Raw genomic sequence first — 20,302 nt, forward strand, 5'->3', positions numbered from 1 at the left:
TTTAAAGGGGAGAAGCTTGATTTCTTTTGAGAAAGGTTAACTCTGCTTCCAGGGTTATGTGGCCTCTAATAGTTTGTGCGTCAGCGGGCAGATTGTCTTCTCCATTCTCTTCAAATTTTCCTTCTAAAAGTACATCAATTTGGTAATTCTTGAACAGCCCTTCTCCAAAAAGACGGAGCTTGCCCCAGTAGAAGGTGGTTAGGGGTAGGTCCAGGGAGTTGAGCTGATAGCAGGAAACCATCAGCACCTTCTCTCGTAAGTCGGTGTTTGAGAAAAGTCGAAAATATCCTCCTTCCCGGTAGCCAATCAGTTCTACAAAGGGGGTTCCAAAACCTATTTCCAGCATTCCTCTTTCTGGGAAGTGGGGGGTGAATTTTTGCCACCAGGATTTTATTTCCTCCCAGGAAGGGCTTTTGAGGAGTACACCGGGTACTTCATTAAGAGGTCCAAGGAGGAAGGTTTCTTCATTGGGAAAATAGAGATTGAATTCTAAGTCCTGAAAGCCTTCCCTGACCAGAAATCGGGGAAGCAGCATTGAACCATAGAAGTTGAAATCCATTTCAATTTCTGCATTTTTCTGTAAAGCTTTCATGGTTTCAAGCAGCAGAGTTTTGCCACTCACCTTTTCCAGTCTTTTACCACTTACTTCCATCCGGGTAGAGACTATGGGTCCTTCCTGGTGTCCCTGCAGGCTGATAAACCTTCTGGTTGGATAAAGGGGTACCCTGAAGGAACGGCGTGGGGTGTGGGCCAGGATGCCCTGATGAGTCAGCGCTTCCAGGTATATGAGATAGCCTTCAAACTCTCTGAGATTGCGGAGAAAAAAGTTACCCTTGTTTTTTTCAGCACGTATGACCCTGTAGAACCTGGAGCGAAAGGGGCGGTAATAAAGGTTGACTTTCTGGGCTCGTGGAGCGTGAAATGAAATTTTCAGCGATTTTTCCTCAGGCAAAAAATGGAGCTGGTAGTCCTCGATGATTCCCAGGGGGTCGAAAGAACGGGCTAATTCCCGAAAGGAGCCAAAAAGTCGCTGCACTTCAGGCAATTCTTCAAGGGTTTCTCCGCTGGAAATTGCTTTTTCTATTCTTTTACTCAAAGCATAAAGTGTTTCCTGGTTGGCGGACTGCTGGCTTTTTCCCCACAGGAGGTTTTCAAGATTTACCAGTGCGCAAGCCGCCTTGAAATCGTCTACCGTTCCCAGGTCCATTCTTTCTTCAGAAAGGGGTGGAACGTAGTCAATAAGCAGGAGTTTGCCTTTCCAGCGAAACTCAATTAACAGCAGTTCCCCAGAGGGTACACGCAAGAAGAAATCCCCGTCTTCGTTAGTTAGCCCCCTGGTTACCACATCGCTTGAAGGAGGGAGTATGGCCTGGACTTCTGCAAAGGCCAGGGGCGCTTTTTCCTCGTCGAGCTTGTTTTCCAATTGAGACAGGTAGCGAAGGGGATTTTCACTGGTGAAAAAAGATTCTTTGGGTAGGACAGCTCTCCCCCGCACAAAAGGCATTATCTCTTTCCTTCCCTTTTCATGTTGTACATGGCACGGTCGATTTCCTGCAGAAGTTGAGGCAAATCCTTCTGGCCGTCAAAAACGCAGACTCCATAGGAGATGGAGAGAGGGAATGGTTCACCCATAATCTGGCTGCCCTGGAGTTTTTCTTTGATTCGTTGCATCACAGCCTGTGCATCCTGCAGAGAGGCATGGGGTAAAACCACGATAAACTCGTCGCCTCCATAACGCACGACTACATCACTTGCTCTGACGTTTCCTCTTATGGTGTAGACGACCATACGCAGCACTTCGTCACCGAAGGTATGTCCGTAGAGGTCGTTGATTTCCTTAAAGCGATCCACATCAATCATGGTTATGGAAAGGGGGTACTGCTCGCGCTTACAGCGGCTCAACTCTTTTTGCATGTATTCTTCAAAGAAATGGCGATTGTAGGCGCCGGTTAGTTGGTCTCTGAAAGCAAGTTCCAGGAGGGCCCTTTCATATTCTTTGCGTTCTCGGATGTCACGTAGGGATAGAAAATAAGAAGGGGCATCCAGGTTTTCGAGAATGGATATATTGGCTTCAAAAGGGAGGATTTTTTCGGGTGCAGGAGCTATGGTTACTTCGCAACCAAAAATCTGGTCTTCAGAGGCATGCGCTTGCAGGGTTTCCCAGGTTACCGGGTCAAGGAGCGAAATTATGGTAGGATTTTTTTGACGGTTGCTTGCCTGGGCGAGCAAATTCCTGGCCTTCTGGTTGGTGAAAAGTATTTCTCCTTTTTGGTTCACGATAAATATGGCATCCGGATTGTGTTCTACCAGGGTGTGGAAACGCTTTCTGGTGCGTTCTCTTTCTTCTTCCTGGCGCAAGAGGCGAAGTATCAGGAACATGGTACGTCTTAGTTTTGCAAAGTGGTTATCTCGTTTGCCCAGTATGGCCAGGATTCCGTTTTTCCCCGACTTAAGAAGGATGATTTCTTTCTCTCCTCTAAGTAATCTGCGATGTAGCGAGAATTCCGGGGGGTTTCTCAGGATTTTTTCGAGTTCTTTAAGCTCTTTTTCGTGCTCTGGACAGGCACTGAGAAAAATTTGTTCCTGGGAGTCTTTTAAAGCTACTGCCTTGACGTTCCAGAGCTTGCGAGCAAAGGAAAGTACCTGGTTCACGTTTTCTGAATAATCGCCGTGCAAGGAGAGAAAAAGGTGGGTAAGGTCGTGGAGAGCGCGCTCCAGTGTTTCTTCCTGGGTGACGTCGAAAGCAATTTCCAGTTTCAGACGCTGGCCGTTGAACTCAAATCCGAAATCGATAAGTCGGAAATAGGCTTTGAGTAAGGGATTATAGGTGCGCCAGAAGTAAGTCCTGGACGGGTTATCTGGTGAAAATAGCAATTGATTTTTACAGGAAGGACAGGGCTTTTCTCTTCTTCGTAGTGCACGATAACAGAGTTCTCCCTCCAGGTTTTCTCCCAACTTTTGCTTGAGCGCGGGGTTAGCGTAAAGAATATGGAAGGTATCAACATCGACTACAAAAGAAAAAGCTTCTATTTTTTCAAGAATTTCTGCTAAATGGATTCTGTCTACGAACACCTTTTTGTTCGGGAAAAGGGGTGGGAAGCCACCCCTTTTCCGCACCCATTTTAATTCCTTTACAAAATTATAAGTATTCTCTGTATTCTTGCAAAGCTACCTCGCGGTGCTTCTACTTCAATCCGCAACGTGTTTTGGCCACTTTCAAACCAGCGTTCTTGGAGTGTGAAGCTTTTGTAATCGGAGGGTTCCATGATTCCTTTTTGGGTGGCACTGCTCACTAAGTTGCCGTTGAGATATATCCGCACTTTTGCTCCTTCGTCAGTTTGTAGCCAGCAGAGAAGCTTGGCCTTTTGTGGTATGAACTCTATTGGAAAAGAAAACTCCAGATAATCTCGATAGTCCATTTCCAGAAGTTGGGTGCCGTTAAGTGTGTAGTTGCTGGCTATGTTGCCGGAAAAATTGAGGTCAAGCACGTTGTGTTGGGTTGACCTTCCCGAAAAATCTACATAATACATTCCAACAGTTGGTGTTTCAGGAACAGACACTTCGATCATTCCTGAAACTGTGGCAGAGGTGGGATTCAACCCTGGGGCTCCTCTAAATTCGGCGGTGATTTCAAAGGGTGTGCTTTCGTAAACCCGGGGAGCAGTGTAATAAACGGTGACTTTGCCCAGAGAATCGGTGATGACTGATGAAGTGCTTAAAGAACCGATGCTGGCGCTCCAGTAAATGGTGCGCCCGTAAACGGGACGGCCGTCGGGTCTTCTCAGATAGGCGTCTATTTTTACCCGCTCGCCTGGCTGAAGGGTAAGCGAATCAGCTCTTATTTCCAGAATGGGAGTTGCTTGAACGGAAACGACTTCTATTTCCACCGAGGAAGAAGTTGGCGCAAGACCATGCTCTCCGCTAAAGTTGGCGCTTATGGTAACTACCTGAGGAGTGCGAGGTGCATAGAAGGTAACGCTGGTTACTCCTCGGGCATCGGTCACTGTTTGGTAGCTACTGAGGGAACCAGAACTTGTTGACCAGTTTATGTTGCGTCCCGGAAGAGGGTTTCCAGAAACATCGCTGAGACTGGCTCTAATAGAAATGGTTCCTCCCGGTGCTACGTTTGCTGTGGAAGGCTGCAGGGTGAGTACGGTTCCCCGAGTGCGCATAGCCACGTTGAAGTGAGTCCTGTTTACAGCGTAGCGGGTGAAAATACGTCCCGCCTGGTGAGGGTTCTGGATAAAGTCTTGCAGTGCACCTTCGCTGACCGGAGTGGGGGTGAAAAGAATGACCAACCTCTCCGTTCCCGCTGGTCCAGACACTGTTCCTCGGTAGGTTTCCGTTCGACCGGAGCCAAAGTATTGGTTGCGCACCAGGACATTAACATCACCATTTGGTAAGTAGTCAATCAGATTGACGTAACCCTGACGATCGACACTGTAGCGAATGGTAATGGGATCACCGACATAATAGGTTGCCCCTTCACCACGGTCCACGCTAATACTGACGGCAGGACTGCGAGGAATGGTGATGTAGATATTGGGATTTAGATTAAACCTCATATATACTCTGCCCTGGGCAGGTGCTACCGCCAGAAAAAGAAACACCACCGCAAACGTAAAAATCAAGAAAGAACCTTTTCCCCTCATAATTATTTCTCCTTTCTGAACTACCATTGGTTTCATTATTATATCATTAATCATTGGTTTTTCCGTTGAGTTTATGCTTCTGGTGAGAACCGCTCTATTTTGGGGTGTGCAGAGCTTTCGTCCAGGTAATCAAAAAGTGAGGTCAGGTCCTTGAAAATCAGGGCACCTTTTTTACAAAGCGCTTCCAGATATTTCCTTGCTTTGCCGCCGGTAAAGTCGAATTTTACATCAAAGCATTCCTCAAAAAGAAGGACCTTTTTACCCTTTTCCTGAAGAGAGAGAGCCATCTCTAAATTAGCGAGATTACCCTCTCCCCAGAAGGTGGGGGCAATGATTACGAAGTTTTTTTGCATGGCTATTTGTTTTGCTCTTTCAAGGTTTTCTTTTTGGATAGAGGAAAAAGGTTTTTCTGTTACTACTTCAAGGTTCAACTTGCGGGCTGCTTCTTCATCAGCATCAAGCTGGTTTACCACTCCCACACTGACTTCTATACCCTTTTGTAGGAGCAATCTCAACAGAGGTTTCCCACTGCCTCCGCCACATATGAGGTGTACTTTCAGGGGGTGTTTGTGCGGAGTGCTTATACTAAGCGGTATGAAAAAGGGTCGCAGGGTGTAGGGGTGGATTTCCTCCAGGAATTTCACGCCAAACAGTTCGCTGAGAACGGAGCTTTTCATAACTTCTTCAATTTTTCCAAAAGCGAATATTTTCCCCTCTTTCATGAAAAGTGCCTGGTTGCAAAACTGGGCTGCCAGATTGGGGTCGTGAAGAACGCATAGAATGGTAATTCCCTGCTCTCTAAGTTGAGTTAGTATAGACATAATCTCCAGCTGGTAAAGTATATCTAAGTGGCTGGTTGGCTCATCAAGCAGGAGAAGCTCTGGTTCCTGGGCTAAAGCTCTGGCAATCATAACTCGCTGTTTTTCTCCCCCGGAAAGCTGGGCAAAGGGTTGTTCCGCTAAGTGAAGGGTGGCAGTTTGTTGCATGGCTCTGTTTACGACCTGGTAATCCCTAAGGCTTTCTTTCTGCCATTTCCGCCAGTGCGGAAAACGCCCCATCATTACTATTTCATGGCAAGGTAGCTCCAGCTGGTCAGGAAAGTTTTGGAAGACCATGGCAATTTTTTTTGCCCTGGCTTTTCGCGGCAGTCTGAGCAGGTCTTTTCCCTCGAGGTACACCCTCCCCTGAGCGGGTTCCAGTAGGCCGGCAAGCAGGGACAACAGGGTGCTTTTTCCGGAGCCGTTGGGGCCGAGCACGCCCACAAAAGCTCCTCGCTCTATTCCAAAGTTCACCCTGCGGACTGCAGGCAGGGAGCCGTAGTAGAAAGAAAGCTCTTTGGCTTTAAGGTATTCACCCATGGAGTTTCTTCCTTTTGCGAAGAAGGTAGATAAAAAAGGGAGCTCCCAGCAAACTGGTGATAATTCCTACTGGAAGCTCCACGGGATTAAGGATGCTTCTGGCAGCGGTATCAGCCCAAAGCAGTATGATTCCTCCGCTCAGGAAGGAAAAAGGAAGGAGCAGGCGGTGATTCTGGCCAAATAGCAGGCGCATTATGTGAGGAACTATTAACCCCACAAACCCGATTACGCCACTTGCTGCCACACAGCTTGCCACCACCAGGGAACAAGCGAAAACCAGCCACCTTTTCACCCGCTCGATATCCACCCCCATGCTTTCTGCTGTTTTTTCACCAAGCAGCATGATGTTCAGTTCTCTGTGGAAAGCGAGCATGAAGGGTATTCCCGCACTCAAAAATGGCAAAACCATTTTTACTTCCCTCCAACTCCGGTTCCAAAGGCCACCCATTAGCCAGAAGACAATCTGATGCAAATCATGACCGGCAAAAAACATGGAAAGCGAAACCAGAGCCGAGAAGAAAAAACCCACAGCGACGCCGGAAAGAAGCAGAGTCTCAAGCGGGGTTTTCCGGTTTACCTGCCCGAGTGAAAACACCAGAAAAGTGGTTAAAAGCGCAAAGGAGAAAGCCGAAAAAGGCACTGCGTAAAGACCAAAATTCCATTTTTTGAGAATGGCCAGCACTGCTCCAAAGGAAGCTCCGGAACTGATTCCCAGAACGTAGGGGTCGACCAGGGGGTTGCGGAAAAGACCCTGCAGCACTGCTCCGGATATGGAAAGACCGCCTCCTACCAGGGTGGCGAGAGTTACTCTGGGCATCCTAACCTGAAAAAGGATGGTTTTCTGAAGGGGGGAGATGTCCTGCCAGTGAAAAATTGCCCAGAAGTCACCGCTTTGGAAGCGACCTCTTCCAAAAGAAAGTGCTAAAAGAAAACTCAGAAGGAGGCCGACTATTAGACCTCCTTCCCAGAGGAAAACCTTTTGGGATGACCTTTTGGTCGTGTTGCTCGGCTCAGTTATCTTGGGTTGCTGTCTGGGATTGAATTTCGTAGTCTTCAAAACGATACTCACCAAATATTTCAGGGTGAATTATCTTTGCGAATATTTCCAGTGCCTGGACTATTCTCGGTCCAGGGCGGGAAACGATGTCGCTATCTACCCGGGCTACTCTCCCCTCTTTGACCGCTTTTAGGGTTTGCAGGCGCTGATCCTGCAGGAGGAATTGATAGGGAAGGTTCTGGGCATCTCCATGATTTTCTACCACCGTTATAATATCTGGATTGCGACGCAGGAGCTCTTCTAACTCAATACTTACATAGCCCTCAAGGTCTGAAGCAGCGTTTTTGCCACCCGCTTTTTCGATGAGTTCATCAATGAAGGTACCTTTGCCCGCTGTCCAGATAGGTTGGTGCCAAATCAGGTGGAACACCAGAGGTTTTTGGACTTCCGTCATTCCAGCTGTTTTTTCTTCCACCCTTTTTATGCGCTCTCTAAGGCTATGTACCAATGCTTCCCCTTTTTCTTCCACGCCACATATTTTGGCTAATTTTTCCAGGTCAGAGAGGATTTCTTCCATGTTTTGGGGATTAACCAGGTATACCGCAATTCCCAATTCTTCCAGCCTGGTAAGCAATTCCTGGGGATTCAAGGAAGATGCCACCACTAAGTCGGGTTGCAAAGAGAGTAGTTTTTCGAGTTCCACTTCGGTTATGGTGCCCACTTTTTCTTTGTTCAATGCTTCTTGAGGAAAGTTGCAATAGGTAGTCACGCCCACTATTTTTTGAGATAAAGAGAGGGCGAAAAGCATCTCAGTGCAGGAGGGAGCAAGAGAGACAATCCTTGCTGGTGGCTGAGCAAGTTCAACCTGCTGTCCCCGGTCATCGGTTACACTGAGCCCAAATGCAATGTTTGCAAAAAGCAGGACAGAAAGCGCAAAAAAGACGGTAAAAATTTTTAACCGTTTGTACACCGTTAATCCCCCTTTCTCGCTTTTAGGGAAGGAGGAGGGGGAGAGGGAGGGCTTTCACTTGATTATCCCACCTCCTCTTTCCGCGAAGAGTGGTTGGGAACGTCCTGGGCAGGTCTCCTGGCTCCCGGATCCTTGCCTTACCGCACCTTCCCAGCCTTTGCAGGCCAGTGGCTTTTTTGCGGCAGGCTCCCCGGTTACAGTGGCGGGACCGCACCGGATTCACACCGGTTTCCCTTTTAAGGCAGAAAGCCACCCAGAACTCTCAACGCTGAATTACATTATACCACAAAAGAAAAAAAGAGTTTTTTAGGAAATCATAAGCCAGATGATTCCCCAAGCGAAAAGCATCAAGGTTGCCGGGATAAGCAGGCGGTAGACTTTCTTGAAACTTGCTTCGAAAAAGCGACAGGAGAAGATGAAGCAAAGGTGCATGGGTGAAAGCAAAACCCCGGAAAAACCACTCAGGTAGAGAATCGGAAAAACACTGGGGAGCGTTTGGGCGTTGAAAAAAGAAAGGACCATAGGAAAGGCAATACCCACAAAAGCAGCAGTTAAGCCAGTAAGCAGGCCGGTAACCATGGGGAGCAACATGCCCAGCAAAAGAAGCGGGACATCTTTGCTAATTAGAAAACTGGCCATTTTATCGATGTCCTGATTTGCAAGGAGTATGTTTTTGAAAATCAGTACGCCAATTACATCAAAAAGTATTGCCCAGGGAAAGCTTCTGGCAAGAAATTTTCCAAGGGTTTTTAAAGGGAGGCGTTTGGTTATTGAAAAAGTGGCTATTCCCAGGATGGCTCCTATCCAGACGGGAATGCCGAGAAGCACGCTGGCTACGGGCACCATGAAAGGCAAAAGCACAAAAAGCAAGTTTTTCATATCCGGAGCAAATCGACGAGTTTTTTCGGGCAGGGGGATTTGAAGGTGGCGTTTTACCGCGAGCCAGCCCGCTCCCGCTGCTATCAGGAAGAAAGGGAAATGGTGGGCCATAATCCAGGTAGCGGGTAGGCCCGATACGGAAGCAGCAAGCAAAACTCCCGGATAAAGCGGTAGAAAAAATTCCCATATGTGACGGAACCAGTAATTGGCAAAGGCCAATATATCTCCATCCTGGGTGTAAGGTGTAGCTGCTGTTTTTACTAAGGGGGCTGAGAAAAGAGCTCCACCTGGCATGGGTAAAATGCCCACCAAGGAAGGAAGGATAACCCCGGCCAGCTCAGGTCTTTTGAGTACTTTCTGGACTGAGCGGGTTAACACATCGAGTTCTCCGCTGTGAGCCAGGGTACCTCCAAGTAGGGTTACAAAAATAACGCTTAAAAGCAGTGCCAGGTTGTCAGGGTTGGGCCAGAAGGTGGAGGAAACAACCCTCCACCAGCCCAAAGGGTTAAAACCCGAAAAAATCAGCAGAAAAAGAGAAACACCCAGGAGCGACCATCCCAAACTGATTTTCTTCTGGAGCAAAAAAGAACAACTACAAAGATGCAAATTATTTTCAGCGCTGCCAGCATTTTTCCGCTTTTTGTGTTTCAGGCAGAGGGGATAACCAGAACGTAGAGATTACACTGGCGGGGGCCATTGAATTCGTAAAAATAGATGCGTTGTCCTTCGCCGAGCATGAGTTTTCCCTCCAAGGCAATAAGTACTTCAGTTGGAGCTACAAAAGCAGCACCCACTTCAGGAGTCTGAAAGTCCTGGCCCTCTTCCAGGACTTTCTTTAGTAATCTGTTCAGGGGAGGATTGGAGGAGGAAGGGCTTTGGGCAATTCCCTGAATGTTAATTGCTGCATCGCTATGGGGGACATAAACGAACACTCCTGCTTCCTTAGAGCCACTTTCTCGAACCACTTCTTCAATCAGGGGGGTTACGTCTATGGTTTCCTCTCTTTGTCGGGTGGTAAGCACTATGTTTTTAAACAAGTCGACTTCCCTCCCTTTTTGGTTTTTTGGTGCTATATAAATTAGCCTTTTACTGCACCGAACGTCAAGCCCCGTATCAGGTAGCGTTGCATGAGAAGGGAGAAAACGATTACTGGAATCATGGTGATGAGCCCGGCTGCAGCGAGAGGCCCCCAGGCAATACGCCACCCGGTTATAAAGCGTCCCAGATAGATGGGAAGGGTTTGGGCGTCCTTGCTGGTGGTGAGGACCAGGGCCATCAGAAATTCTCCCCAGCTCTGGATAAAAGACAGAGTGGCTACCGCAGCTAAACCTGGAGCAGCGAGAGGCAGGCTTACTCGGGTAAAACTTTGCCATATGCCTGCTCCGTCCACATAGGCTGCTTCATCAAGTTCTCGGGGAATTTCGTTGAAAAAGGTTATCAACACCCAGGTACTGAAAGGAGTGGTGAATACCAGATGAGATAGAATGAGTGCCCACCAGGTGTTCACAAGATGCAGTTTGCTGAAAATAACGTAAAGGGGCAACGCTGCAGCGATTGGTGGTAACATCCTGATGGAGATAATCCAGGACACAAAACCCATTCCACCTATTTTGAAGCGAGATATGGCGTAGGCGGCAAGTGCAGCCACTACGGTTGAGATGAGAGCCACAAAAAGCGCTACTATGGTGCTGTTTCTGAGATAAGGGGTGATGGTGGAGATGGCTGTGGTAACACTCCCAAAAAATCCTCCTTCAAGACCCAGGAAATTTCCCACCGTCCAGTAGCGAGGGAAAAAGGAAGGAGGCCAGGTAAACCAGTCTTCGCTCCTTTTGAAAGCTGTGGTTGCCAGCCAGTATACGGGGAAGAGAAAGAAGAAAAGGGTTATGATTACCAACACTGCTCTTGCAATTTTCCAGAGCCACCTCATTGTCTTTCCTCCTTCAGAGTCCCAGCACTTCTCTGAGTCGCAGGAAGCGAATCAGGAGGTTGGTCAAAAGCGATACTACAATCAAAAGGATTACGCTCAGGGCTGAGGCATAGCCAATGTCCCATCCGAATGATATGCCTACTTTATAAATATAAAAACTGTAGGAATGAGTCGCTGAACCCGGTCCTCCAAAGGTCACCATGTAGACCAAGTCGAATATTTTCAGAATATCGATTAGGCGAATAATCAGCACTACCCAGATGAGGGGCTTGAGGAGCGGGAGTTCAATGTAGCGAAGTGCACTCCATCCGCTGGCTCCATCCACAAGGCTTGCTTCCACCACATCCCGAGGTATGGATTGTAAGCCTGCGTAAATCACCAGGAACACAAAAGGTGTCCACTGCCAAACGTCGATAAGGATTATGCCCAACTGTGCAAAAAATTGAGTGCCCAACCAGGAAACTCTGTCAACACCCAAAAGCGACAGGAAGTAATTGATAGGTCCAAATTCAAAGTTAAACAACATTTTCCAGGCTATTCCTGCTACAACTGGAGGTACCATCATGGGAATCAGGAGAGTACTTCTGAATGTTCTTTCTCCAAAAAAGTCACGAAGGAGGAAAGCAATACCAATTCCAAGCACTATTTCCAGAGGGCAGGCAACTGCCAGGAGCAAGATGGTAAACTTAACACTGGAGCGAGCAGTGCGGTCCTGGAATATTTCTTTATAATTTTCGAGGCCAATAAATTCTGGTTTTTCCCAGGAAGCAAGGGTGTATCTGTGAAAAGACATGTATATCATGTAGGCAAAAGGGTAAACAGTCAGTCCTATGAAAAGTAAAAGCAACGGAAGAACCATGAAAAAGCCAATTCTTTTTCTTCTGTGCAGAGCAGAAAGCATGACTCTCCTCCTCCAGGTGGGGGCATGCATGCCCCCACCTGTTCGCTTTTCATTTGCTCAGGGTTTTTATCCAGTCTTCGGCTACCATATTCAGAGTGTCAATTGAAGCAGGTTGCTGACCAAGCAGAATTTCTGAGAGGGTGCCAACCAGGATGTCTTCGAGCCTTGGCTCTTCAGGAATGCGTGGACGGTGAGATGCGCCTTCCAGAGACTGGATGTAGGCGTCTTTGAGCCAGGGCGAATCGGCTAATACTTCAGGGTCGTAGACAACCGATTTTCGGGTGGGACCTATGCGGTATTTTAGCCACTGAATTTTGTCGCCTTCCTTGCTGGTTGCGTACTGGATGAACTGGAAAGCTTCTTTTTTGTTGTCAGATGCTTCATTGATACCGATACCCCAGCCACCGCTTACTGGAGCACCTCCAGGCATAACTGCAACGCCAACTTTTTCTTCAAATGGCTGCAGCTCAGGCGATTCTTTCCAGCTGGCTAAACAGGCGGTCCACTGGGGAACCATGGCTACCCTACCCTTAGCAAACGCTTCCAGAGTTTCGCCGTAGTCAGAGCCCAAGGGGTCGGGAGCGTACTGCATGAGTTCAATCATATCTTGCAGGGCTTTTACTCCCTCTTCGGAGTTGAAAGCTGGCTTGTGGTCTGCAGTGAAATAATCACCCCAGTCGAGATCCACTTCTCCAAATTTGGCTATACCCTCTTCGCTACGGCGATAGGGACCAAAGAAATTCAAGTACATGTAGAAAAGAGTGTGGGTACGGGGGAACATTAAGGCAATACCGTATTCAGTGGGAGAGTCGGGATTAAACTTTTTGGTAAAGAACTTGGCGATGTCTTTTGCTTCTTCCCAGGTCTGGGGCACGCGAAGCTCTTTTCCGTATTCAGCCTGGAATTTGGCTTTAAGTGTCTCATTTTCGAAAAGGTCTTTGCGATAGAAGAAGAACATGGTTGCTCCATAGAAAGGATAACCAATGCGCTTGTCCTGCCAGTAACCATAGACGTATCTTGCTGTGGGAATAAAATCGTCGTCATCGAAGTTGGGATCCACCAGGTCTGGATTGGCTTGGGCAAAAGCTTCCAGGTCCACAAATCCAGGGGCGATGGCTCCAGCAGTCATTAAGTCCCAAGTGGTTACGTCAAAAGCACCGGTTTTGCTGGTTATGTCTTGCAGGATACGTGGGTACAGGACTTCCCAGGAAAGAGGAGTTATTTCAATTCTGACTTCTGGATGCTGGGCCATAAAGTTCTGGGCAAGTTCATACAAAGCATCGGCATTGTCGGGTGAAGACCACACGGTGAGTTCTCCAGCGAATGCCGAACCTGCAACCAGAGTCATCAAGGCAATCAGGGCTAAAACCAACCATTTCTTGCTCATTTCAAGACCCTCCTTTTGAATTGAGGATAGTAAAAATCCAGATTACTACACATTACCACCACAGGTTCCAAATAATGATGGGTTGGTGGTTTCCGTTTCTCGGTTAGGAACTGAAAAAGAATGTTTACTGCTTCCCATCCCTGACGGTAAGGATTTTGAAAAAGCGTTGCCTGTATCACCCCCTTTTTGAGATAATCAACCATTTCCTCAAAAAGATCTGTGGTGATCAGCTTGATATCGTGGTTCGTGTGTTGCTCAGCAAGTACCTTACAGACAGCTACCGAGTTTGCTGTGGCGACATAGATTCCTGCAAGATCGGGGTATTTCCGTAATAATTCCTCCGTGTTTTGAGCAGCCAGTTCTTCCCTTTCATGGTTCTCTACTACCGCTACCACTTCTCCATCTGGGTGCATAGCGAGAAAAGCATTGGTGAAACCGTCCACTTTCTGACGGTGGTCCTCTATTTCCAGAGAACCAACCATAATGGCCACCCGGGGTCCGGTAACGATTTTAGCTAACAGCTCGCCAGCTAATTCACCGTTTTGATAAGGGTTGACACAAACCGATGTTAATCTCTTACTCTCTGGGGCATCTGTGGACACAGTAACCACGGGTATGTTCTTTTCGACAAACTGATTAATCAGGGGGTTCAGTTTGCTGCGATGACCGGGTGTAAGCACCAGAGCATCAATATCTTCTTGGAGAAGTTTTTGCAAAACATTTTCTTCTCCCTGCCCCAGGCTTTCAACACTGTAAACCAGGGGGTATACTTTGAAATCCTGTAGGGCTTCTATGGCCTCTTTGAAGCCCTGCCGTACGTCATCGTAGAAATAGTGAAGTTTTTGTGGAAAGACAGCTGCAAAAACCAAAGGTTTCTTTCTGGTAAGAATGCTGGCTACTCGGTTTTTGCGATAACCAATTTTTTCGGCAATAGTCAAAATCCTTTGCCGAGTTTGAGGGTCTATCCCACGCCGGTTGTGAAGCGCCCGGTCCACAGTACCAATGGAAACCCCGGCTAAAGAGGCAATGTCTTTTATGGTTGGTCTTCGCTTGTGGTCGTTCATCACGTTAACGTTAACGAGAATTTTTAATAATTATACCACACTTTCTAAAAGTGCTATTTTCGAGGGCGAATATCGTTGATGATCAATTTAGCTTTCTGTGCAAGTGGTTGCGGAACCAATATCTCTAAGGGACCCGTATCTCCAAAGTAGGCTTCTCCTCCGTAAGGCTCGGTGGAGGGGCGGAGAATTACCCGTATTCCCTCTGCTTCAAGATACCCTTTTATGAGTTCTGCTTCTACCCGGTTCGCAGCAAGCATTACTTTCTGGTATTGCATGGGCACTCCCTATTAAAGAATTTTTTCCATATTAGCGCAAATTCAGCTTTCCAGCAATTGCACGTTGGAAAGCTTTGATATCTGGAGCTTCACGGATTCCAGGTGCTTTTGCTCTGGCAAAGGGAGCTTTTCGAGTGCGTACACTTTGCCTATGCGGGCGTACTTGTTTATTCCTAAGCGATGATAGGCAAGTACTTCAATTTTACATTTGGGGATGGAAGCGAGAAACTCGGTAAGCATTGCTATGTCTTCCTGAGAATCATTTATGCCCGGTATTAGCGGGTAACGGAATAAACATTTTGAGGGGTACCGGCTGGCCAACTGCAAGGCGTTTTGCAAAATGCTTTTATTGTTAACACCCGTGTATTTGAGATGTTTTTGGGCATCAATTACTTTTAGGTCATAGAGCACAAGGTCTACCATGTCAGCTATTTCCAGGAGACGTTGCAGGTCTTCCGGTGTACCCCTGATATAGCCTGAAGTGTCAATTGCGATATGATATCCCAGCTTTTTTAGACGAAGAGTTAAAGAGCGGACAAATTCAAACTGATAGAGGGGTTCTCCTCCTGAGATGGTTACTCCTCCACCGGATTGGCTATAAAAAGCTTCGTCTTTAGACACTTCGGCAATTACTTCTTCAACGCTCATTTCCTTTCCAATAATGAAGAGCGCAGAAACCGGACATAATTCTATACACTTGCCACAGAGAGTACACTTTTGACGATTGACCCGGTGGGGATTTTGGAGATTGCAGGCATGGTAAGGGCATACTTTCTCACAGGTGCCACATTCCAGACATTGCTCAGGCCAGAAACCTATTTCTGGTTCGGGTTTCTGGGATTCTGGGTTGTGGCACCAGAGACAGCGCAGAGGACACCCTTTTAAGAACACAGTAGTTCTTATCCCTGGCCCATCGTGTATAGAAAAATGCTGTATGTCAAAGACGATTCCTTTCATAAGTCTTTCGTGTTTCTCCTTGTTTTAAAATCAAGGGTACTGGTTATCTTTTAGCTAACCACTTTAAGCTCTGATACCAGAATTGAGCATAGTACTGCCAGTTTACGAAAGCAGTACCCCAGTGAGGTGCCATGTCGGAGGAAAAGGCCATACTCCTTCCCTTTTCGTACTCCCAGACAGCGATAAAGACATCTTCGCCGAATTTGGCAATGGTTTCGGCTCCAACTTTTGCTTTCAGCTTGTTATATCCAAGAAAGAGAGGCCACTCTCGAAGGGGAATCCCTTTTAATGCTGGATGTTCAGGAAGGAGTATCTCGGGTTTAACGCCCTCGGTCGTTTCCACTCTATCATCGGTTGTTTGAATATGAACTGGCAATGCTTCTTCAACTGGGCTTCCATGGTAGTTTGCCATAGCTCTGAAACCCTGGAAAGACATCCAGCCGCCACACATGACCAGTGCTCCTCCCTTGGCAACAAAGTCGCGTATAAGGGTTAGTTTGTCTTTGCCCATCGGTACTCTGAAAACGTCTGGATAAAGGGTTAAAGTATTTCTTCCCACATCGCTCAGTATCAGGACATCGTATTTTTTGAGCTCTTCAAGAGTTTGGGGAAACATGGATAGAGCAAGGTGGTTAGGTAGATGATCTACTTCAAGGTCAGCATATTTTTGCAGGGCTTCTCTAAAGTAAATAGAAAAATCTTCATATCCTCCCAATGGGACAACATCGAAACCTTTTATGTGAAACTTCGATACTATCCAGGTTTCGCCTACCAGAAGCACTTTTAATGTTTCCTGATTTTTCAAAGGTAACAACCCCCTTTATCATCCTTTGCCATATCCAGCCATGAGGCCGGATATGAAGTACCTACCAAGGAAAATGAAGACCAACACAGGAATTATCGAGGTGATTACTGCACCGGCCATTTGAATGTGCCATTGGGCTATCTGAGTACCTTTAAGTTCAGCTAAAAAGGGCATCACCGGCTTGACCTGTGGTCCTCTGGTTAGGGCGATACCCAGCAAAAACTCGTTGTATATCTGGATGAAAACCAGAATGGTTGCCGAAATCAAACCGGGCAAGGATACCGGCAGCAAAATTTTTAAATAGTATTTAAAAGGCTTGCATCCATCAAGTATAGCGGCTTCTTCCAGATCAGGAGGGACCTTCATAAAAAAGGTTCCTGTAATAAGTGTGGCCATTGGTGCATTCAGTATAACGTAAATCAGAATAAGTCCCCAGTAAGTGTTTAAAAGGTTAAGGGTTTTGAGGAACTGGGTTATGGGGATAAGGATTACGTGGTAAGGCAAAAAAGTTACCACAACAATTGCAAAAAAGAGGTAAGTCGCGAAACGAAAATTAAATCCAGTAAGAGCGTACCCGGCCATGGATCCTATCAGAATACATACAAATGTAGCGCTCAAACTGATAATCAGGCTATTTCTGAGGCCAATTTTTAGTGCTTCAAAAGCTTTGGCATAATTGCTGGTTTGAAGTTTTTGGGGAGGAACGAGGTACTTTTGCAGAGCTACTTCTTCCTGAGTTTTGAGCGAAGTACTAATCATGGCGTATATTGGTATCATCCAGAGAAAAACCATAACACATAATAAAACGGTGATTGTTAAAACAAAAGTGCGATCTTTCATATCCTCACCCACTTTTTTATGGCCCACATGGAATAAGGGATAACCATAGCTGCCGAGAGAGCCAGAATGACAATACTCGTGGCTGTCCCCATTCCGATATCTCGAGAGTCAAAGGTGAGTCTGTACATTAAGTAGGGTAAAATTTCGGTGCTGACTCCAGGACCACCTCTGGTCATTATCCAGACCAGGTCGAAGACCTTTACTGTGGTTATAGCGAGCATTGTGGTGCAGATGAGAGTTGCGTGACCTACATTAGGGAAAATGATTCTAAATGCTACCGTCCAGTGAGAAGCACCATCTACTCTGGCAGCCTCAACCATTTCGTAGGGTATGCCTTTTATGGCTCCCAGATAGATTACCAGAGCGAAGCCAAGGTATTGCCAGAAAGCCGCTACAATCATGCAGTATATGGCTGTTTTGGGAAGCGCAATCCAACCCAGGCGCGAAGTGTTCACTCCCAACATTTTGAGAATAGAATTAATCAGGCCGGAACTGGGGTCATACATCCAAGCCCATAACACTCCGGTAATAATGAAAGAGAGAGCCATGGGGAAGAGAAATATTTGCCAAAAAATACTCTCACCTCTTCTAAGATGTGTCAGGAGGTAAGCAAGGATGAACCCCACAAAAACAGTGGGTCCAATAAAGAAAAGCAACCATAAAATGTTGTTACGGATGTTAATCCAGAACCTTTCCATGCCAAATAATCGGGAAAAGTTATATAGACCAGCAAATTTCCAGGTTGGTTTTAAACCCTGCCAGAAGGTAAATGCGGCCACAAAGTCCCAGACAATCATGCTGTAAAAAATGGCAATCAAAACTATGATGGGTATAAGGAACGCGATACCGGAAGCTCGATAATACCTCATTTTTGTCTCCTCCCTTCCCCATGTCGGTTTCTACCGACATGGGGAAGTTCTCTTTTTTACTTCCAGAACCAGCTACAAGCTTCAGCAAGATTTGTTCTTTCAGCAGCTTCAGCTATAGCGCTAATCGCCGCGTCAACGTCCTGATCAACCAGGAACTTGGTCAAGATATCCATGAGCTCGCTTCCAAAAGCAGGTGTAATCATGCCGCCATGAAATCCGTCACAGACAGCTCTCAGAGAGTTAAGGTCACGAGCGCTTCTCTGGCGATAAGGATCCGGGTATATATCTGGAGGCACATCGTTAACAATGGTTACCGATCCTTTAATCAGATTGAACGCTTTTTGGGCCTCTGGGGTAGTACACATTTGTATCCAGTCTCTGGCGTTGTTAGGATGTGGTGCTCCTTTAGGCAATGGGAAGGTATCTGCATGTCCCATCCATACGTTTGGAGGAATAGCTGTTACGCTAAAGTCCACTTCTGGTTCCATGCCTATGTTAAGGTAATATCCCAGAATCCAGTCACCCATCCAGTACATGGCAGCTTCTCCGGTTTTAAGCAAGGCTCCCGCTTCATCCCAGCTTTTAGTAGCGTGCCAGGGATAAATATAAGGAATCAAAGCTGCATAGCGTTCCATGGCTTTCCGGAAAGTTGGATCATTAGCAAAGTCAATCTGCCCTGTATTAGCTCTTTCGTAAAAATCTGGTCCACCAGTGGTAAGTAAGACCATGTCGTATAGATAAGTAGACCATACTTTTTCGCGAGTACCCAGGGCAAGAGGGGACACATCTGGTTTGGCTTCCTTTATTTTTTTGCAGGCTTCTAAAAGCTCTTCGTAACTTTCGGGTGGTTTTACTCCTACTTCTTCCAGGATTTTTTTGTTATACCACAACCAGTTAGTGCGATGTGCATTGATGGGTACTGAGTATACGTGACCGTCAAATTTTAGAGTTTTTACCCACATGGGATTGATACGTGCTTCGAAATTAGTCTCGGCCCAGATATCGTCGACGGCTTCCAGATATCCTGCGTCTATGTAGTCTTTTTGTTGATTACCCTGGTGGTCTTGGAAAGAATCTGGTGGTATCCCTGCCGCAAGGTTGCTCATTAAAACAGCCAGCATGGTTTCTCCTCCACCACCAGCGACAGGGTTTTCCACAATCTTTACCCCAGGATTTCTCTCCTGGTATATTTTAAAAAGCGCATCTATAGCTTCTTTTTCGCCTCCAGCTGTCCAATAGTGGAAAATGATGAACTCGTTTTCTTTTTCCTGGGCCATAGTGAAAGAGAAAGTAGCACCAAAAGCCAGGAAGATGGCTATTAGCACTACCAAACCCAAAAATTTTTTCATACTTCTCTCCTCCTTAAATACAAATTTTCACGCATCACACAAGAACCAACACCCTTTGGAATAGAGCCAGTGCCGGAATATTTCACGCTTTGTGTTTTCTCCGGATTATGATTCAAAAACCATTATGGCACCGCCTATTACACCACCGTATTCACCAAGTTCTGCTTCTTTAATATACGTGTTTTCTATCACCTCCTTTGGCAAGTGCTCTGAGAGATAGGTTCTTATCTCATGCGAAAAAAGATTGACCAACCTTTTTCCAAGGCTTCCGCCAACTATGATAACCTCTGGATTAAGTATCTGAATTATGTTAAGAAAGGCTACAGATAGATATTGAATGAGTGGTTCAATCGCTTTCAGCAATTTGGGATGTTGGTCAGATAAGAGGTCAAACAGTTTTCTTACACAATCCTCGTGGGTTCTATCAGATAAAAAAAGATTTTTGCACAAGGGTTCTCGATTTATAAATTCTTCGAGACCAAGGCCCGAGAGCAAAGACATCAAGCAACCAGTGTTACCGCACTTGCAGCTGAAGCCATTTATATCAACGACCATGTGTCCGAATTCTCCAGCACTTCCCAAGGAGCCCCTGTAGAGTTTTCGATCAATAAATATTGCCCCTCCTGTACCAGTACTGATGGTGAGATACACTGCATTTGTAAAGTTTTTACCTGCACCGATGCGCATTTCAGCAAGTCCTACCAGGTTGGCGTCGTTGTCCAGCAAAACTGGCATCTTAAGTTTTTTCTCTAAAAACTCTTTAAGAGGAGTTTTTTCCCAGGCTGAGTTACGGAGATTGGTATATGAAAATGTAGAACCCTTTTTGAAATCAACTGGACCGGGATACCCCACACCAGCTCCCACAATAAATATATTACCGCAGTTTTCCAATAATTTACTTACGTTCAAGGCTATAAAATCGACCAGTTGCTCAGGGGTAAAATTTCTGTGTTCCTCGCTAATAGAACATTTTAGTATTTCCAGATTTTCTGTAACCAGGCCCAGGCGGAGTTTGGTTCCGCCTATATCAATACCCAGTGCACAGCGTCGAGCCAATTCGATCACCCGTATC

General features: G+C 46.4%; 19 protein-coding genes and 1 riboswitch. All 19 genes read right to left on the minus strand.

Features of this window, described 5'->3' with window-relative positions:
* Position 1: 1 nt before the first annotated feature.
* Positions 2 to 1,504: a hypothetical protein gene (locus tag QBE54_RS00225; protein WP_369018351.1), complete on the minus strand. Its 1,503-nt coding sequence runs from the start codon at positions 1,502 to 1,504 to the stop codon at positions 2 to 4.
* A complete protein-coding gene (locus tag QBE54_RS00230; RefSeq protein ID WP_369018352.1) occupies positions 1,504 to 3,072 on the minus strand; it encodes a diguanylate cyclase in 1,569 nt (522 codons plus the stop codon). The genes QBE54_RS00225 and QBE54_RS00230 overlap by 1 nt, the downstream gene beginning before the upstream one ends.
* A gap of 59 nt (positions 3,073 to 3,131) precedes the next feature.
* Positions 3,132 to 4,652: an Ig-like domain-containing protein gene (locus tag QBE54_RS00235; protein WP_369018353.1), complete on the minus strand. Its 1,521-nt coding sequence runs from the start codon at positions 4,650 to 4,652 to the stop codon at positions 3,132 to 3,134.
* A gap of 71 nt (positions 4,653 to 4,723) precedes the next feature.
* A complete protein-coding gene (locus QBE54_RS00240) occupies positions 4,724 to 6,010 on the minus strand; it encodes an ABC transporter ATP-binding protein (protein WP_369018354.1) in 1,287 nt (428 codons plus the stop codon).
* Complete coding sequence (locus tag QBE54_RS00245; RefSeq protein ID WP_369018355.1) at positions 6,003 to 7,079, minus strand: FecCD family ABC transporter permease; 1,077 nt, start codon at positions 7,077 to 7,079, stop codon at positions 6,003 to 6,005. The genes QBE54_RS00240 and QBE54_RS00245 overlap by 8 nt, the downstream gene beginning before the upstream one ends.
* On the minus strand, positions 7,021 to 7,977 hold the full coding sequence (locus tag QBE54_RS00250) for an ABC transporter substrate-binding protein (RefSeq protein WP_369018356.1): 957 nt from the start codon (positions 7,975 to 7,977) through the stop codon (positions 7,021 to 7,023). Before QBE54_RS00250 ends, QBE54_RS00245 begins: the two co-directional genes overlap by 59 nt.
* Before the next feature lie 89 nt (positions 7,978 to 8,066).
* Positions 8,067 to 8,249, minus strand: a riboswitch (cobalamin riboswitch).
* A gap of 34 nt (positions 8,250 to 8,283) precedes the next feature.
* A complete protein-coding gene (locus QBE54_RS00255; RefSeq protein WP_369018357.1) occupies positions 8,284 to 9,357 on the minus strand; it encodes a DUF401 family protein in 1,074 nt (357 codons plus the stop codon).
* A 146-nt stretch (positions 9,358 to 9,503) separates the two neighbouring features.
* The gene (locus QBE54_RS00260; protein WP_369018358.1) at positions 9,504 to 9,893 is read right to left on the minus strand and encodes a YjbQ family protein; all 390 of its coding nucleotides are present in this window, start codon (positions 9,891 to 9,893) and stop codon (positions 9,504 to 9,506) included.
* 41 nt (positions 9,894 to 9,934) lie between these two features.
* Positions 9,935 to 10,783 (minus strand): carbohydrate ABC transporter permease, encoded by an 849-nt coding sequence (locus QBE54_RS00265; RefSeq protein WP_369018359.1) that lies wholly within the window; start codon positions 10,781 to 10,783, stop codon positions 9,935 to 9,937.
* Between the two features lie 13 nt (positions 10,784 to 10,796).
* The gene (locus tag QBE54_RS00270; protein ID WP_369018360.1) at positions 10,797 to 11,684 is read right to left on the minus strand and encodes a carbohydrate ABC transporter permease; all 888 of its coding nucleotides are present in this window, start codon (positions 11,682 to 11,684) and stop codon (positions 10,797 to 10,799) included.
* A 49-nt stretch (positions 11,685 to 11,733) separates the two neighbouring features.
* A complete protein-coding gene (locus QBE54_RS00275) occupies positions 11,734 to 13,071 on the minus strand; it encodes a sugar ABC transporter substrate-binding protein (protein ID WP_369018361.1) in 1,338 nt (445 codons plus the stop codon).
* Entirely contained in the window at positions 13,068 to 14,135 is a 1,068-nt protein-coding gene (locus QBE54_RS00280; protein ID WP_369018362.1) for a LacI family DNA-binding transcriptional regulator, read from the minus strand. The genes QBE54_RS00275 and QBE54_RS00280 overlap by 4 nt, the downstream gene beginning before the upstream one ends.
* A gap of 53 nt (positions 14,136 to 14,188) precedes the next feature.
* A complete protein-coding gene (locus QBE54_RS00285) occupies positions 14,189 to 14,410 on the minus strand; it encodes a DUF2007 domain-containing protein (protein ID WP_369018363.1) in 222 nt (73 codons plus the stop codon).
* Positions 14,411 to 14,452: 42 nt separating this feature from the next.
* Positions 14,453 to 15,367, minus strand: a complete 915-nt coding sequence (locus QBE54_RS00290) for a glycyl-radical enzyme activating protein (RefSeq protein ID WP_369018364.1) — start codon at positions 15,365 to 15,367, stop codon at positions 14,453 to 14,455.
* Between the two features lie 43 nt (positions 15,368 to 15,410).
* Positions 15,411 to 16,172 carry a glutamine amidotransferase gene (locus QBE54_RS00295; protein ID WP_369018365.1) on the minus strand — a complete coding sequence of 254 codons (762 nt, stop codon included), beginning with the start codon at positions 16,170 to 16,172 and terminating at the stop codon, positions 15,411 to 15,413.
* An 18-nt stretch (positions 16,173 to 16,190) separates the two neighbouring features.
* Entirely contained in the window at positions 16,191 to 16,949 is a 759-nt protein-coding gene (locus QBE54_RS00300) for a carbohydrate ABC transporter permease (RefSeq protein ID WP_369018366.1), read from the minus strand.
* A 59-nt stretch (positions 16,950 to 17,008) separates the two neighbouring features.
* On the minus strand, positions 17,009 to 17,881 hold the full coding sequence (locus QBE54_RS00305) for a carbohydrate ABC transporter permease (RefSeq protein ID WP_369018367.1): 873 nt from the start codon (positions 17,879 to 17,881) through the stop codon (positions 17,009 to 17,011).
* 56 nt (positions 17,882 to 17,937) lie between these two features.
* Complete coding sequence (locus QBE54_RS00310; RefSeq protein WP_369018368.1) at positions 17,938 to 19,230, minus strand: ABC transporter substrate-binding protein; 1,293 nt, start codon at positions 19,228 to 19,230, stop codon at positions 17,938 to 17,940.
* 105 nt (positions 19,231 to 19,335) lie between these two features.
* Positions 19,336 to 20,286 carry an ROK family protein gene (locus QBE54_RS00315; RefSeq protein WP_369018369.1) on the minus strand — a complete coding sequence of 317 codons (951 nt, stop codon included), beginning with the start codon at positions 20,284 to 20,286 and terminating at the stop codon, positions 19,336 to 19,338.
* Positions 20,287 to 20,302 lie beyond the last annotated feature (16 nt).

It is taken from the genome of Thermatribacter velox, assembly GCF_038396615.1.
In the GTDB taxonomy this organism is placed as follows: Bacteria; Atribacterota; Atribacteria; order Atribacterales; family Thermatribacteraceae; genus Thermatribacter; species Thermatribacter velox.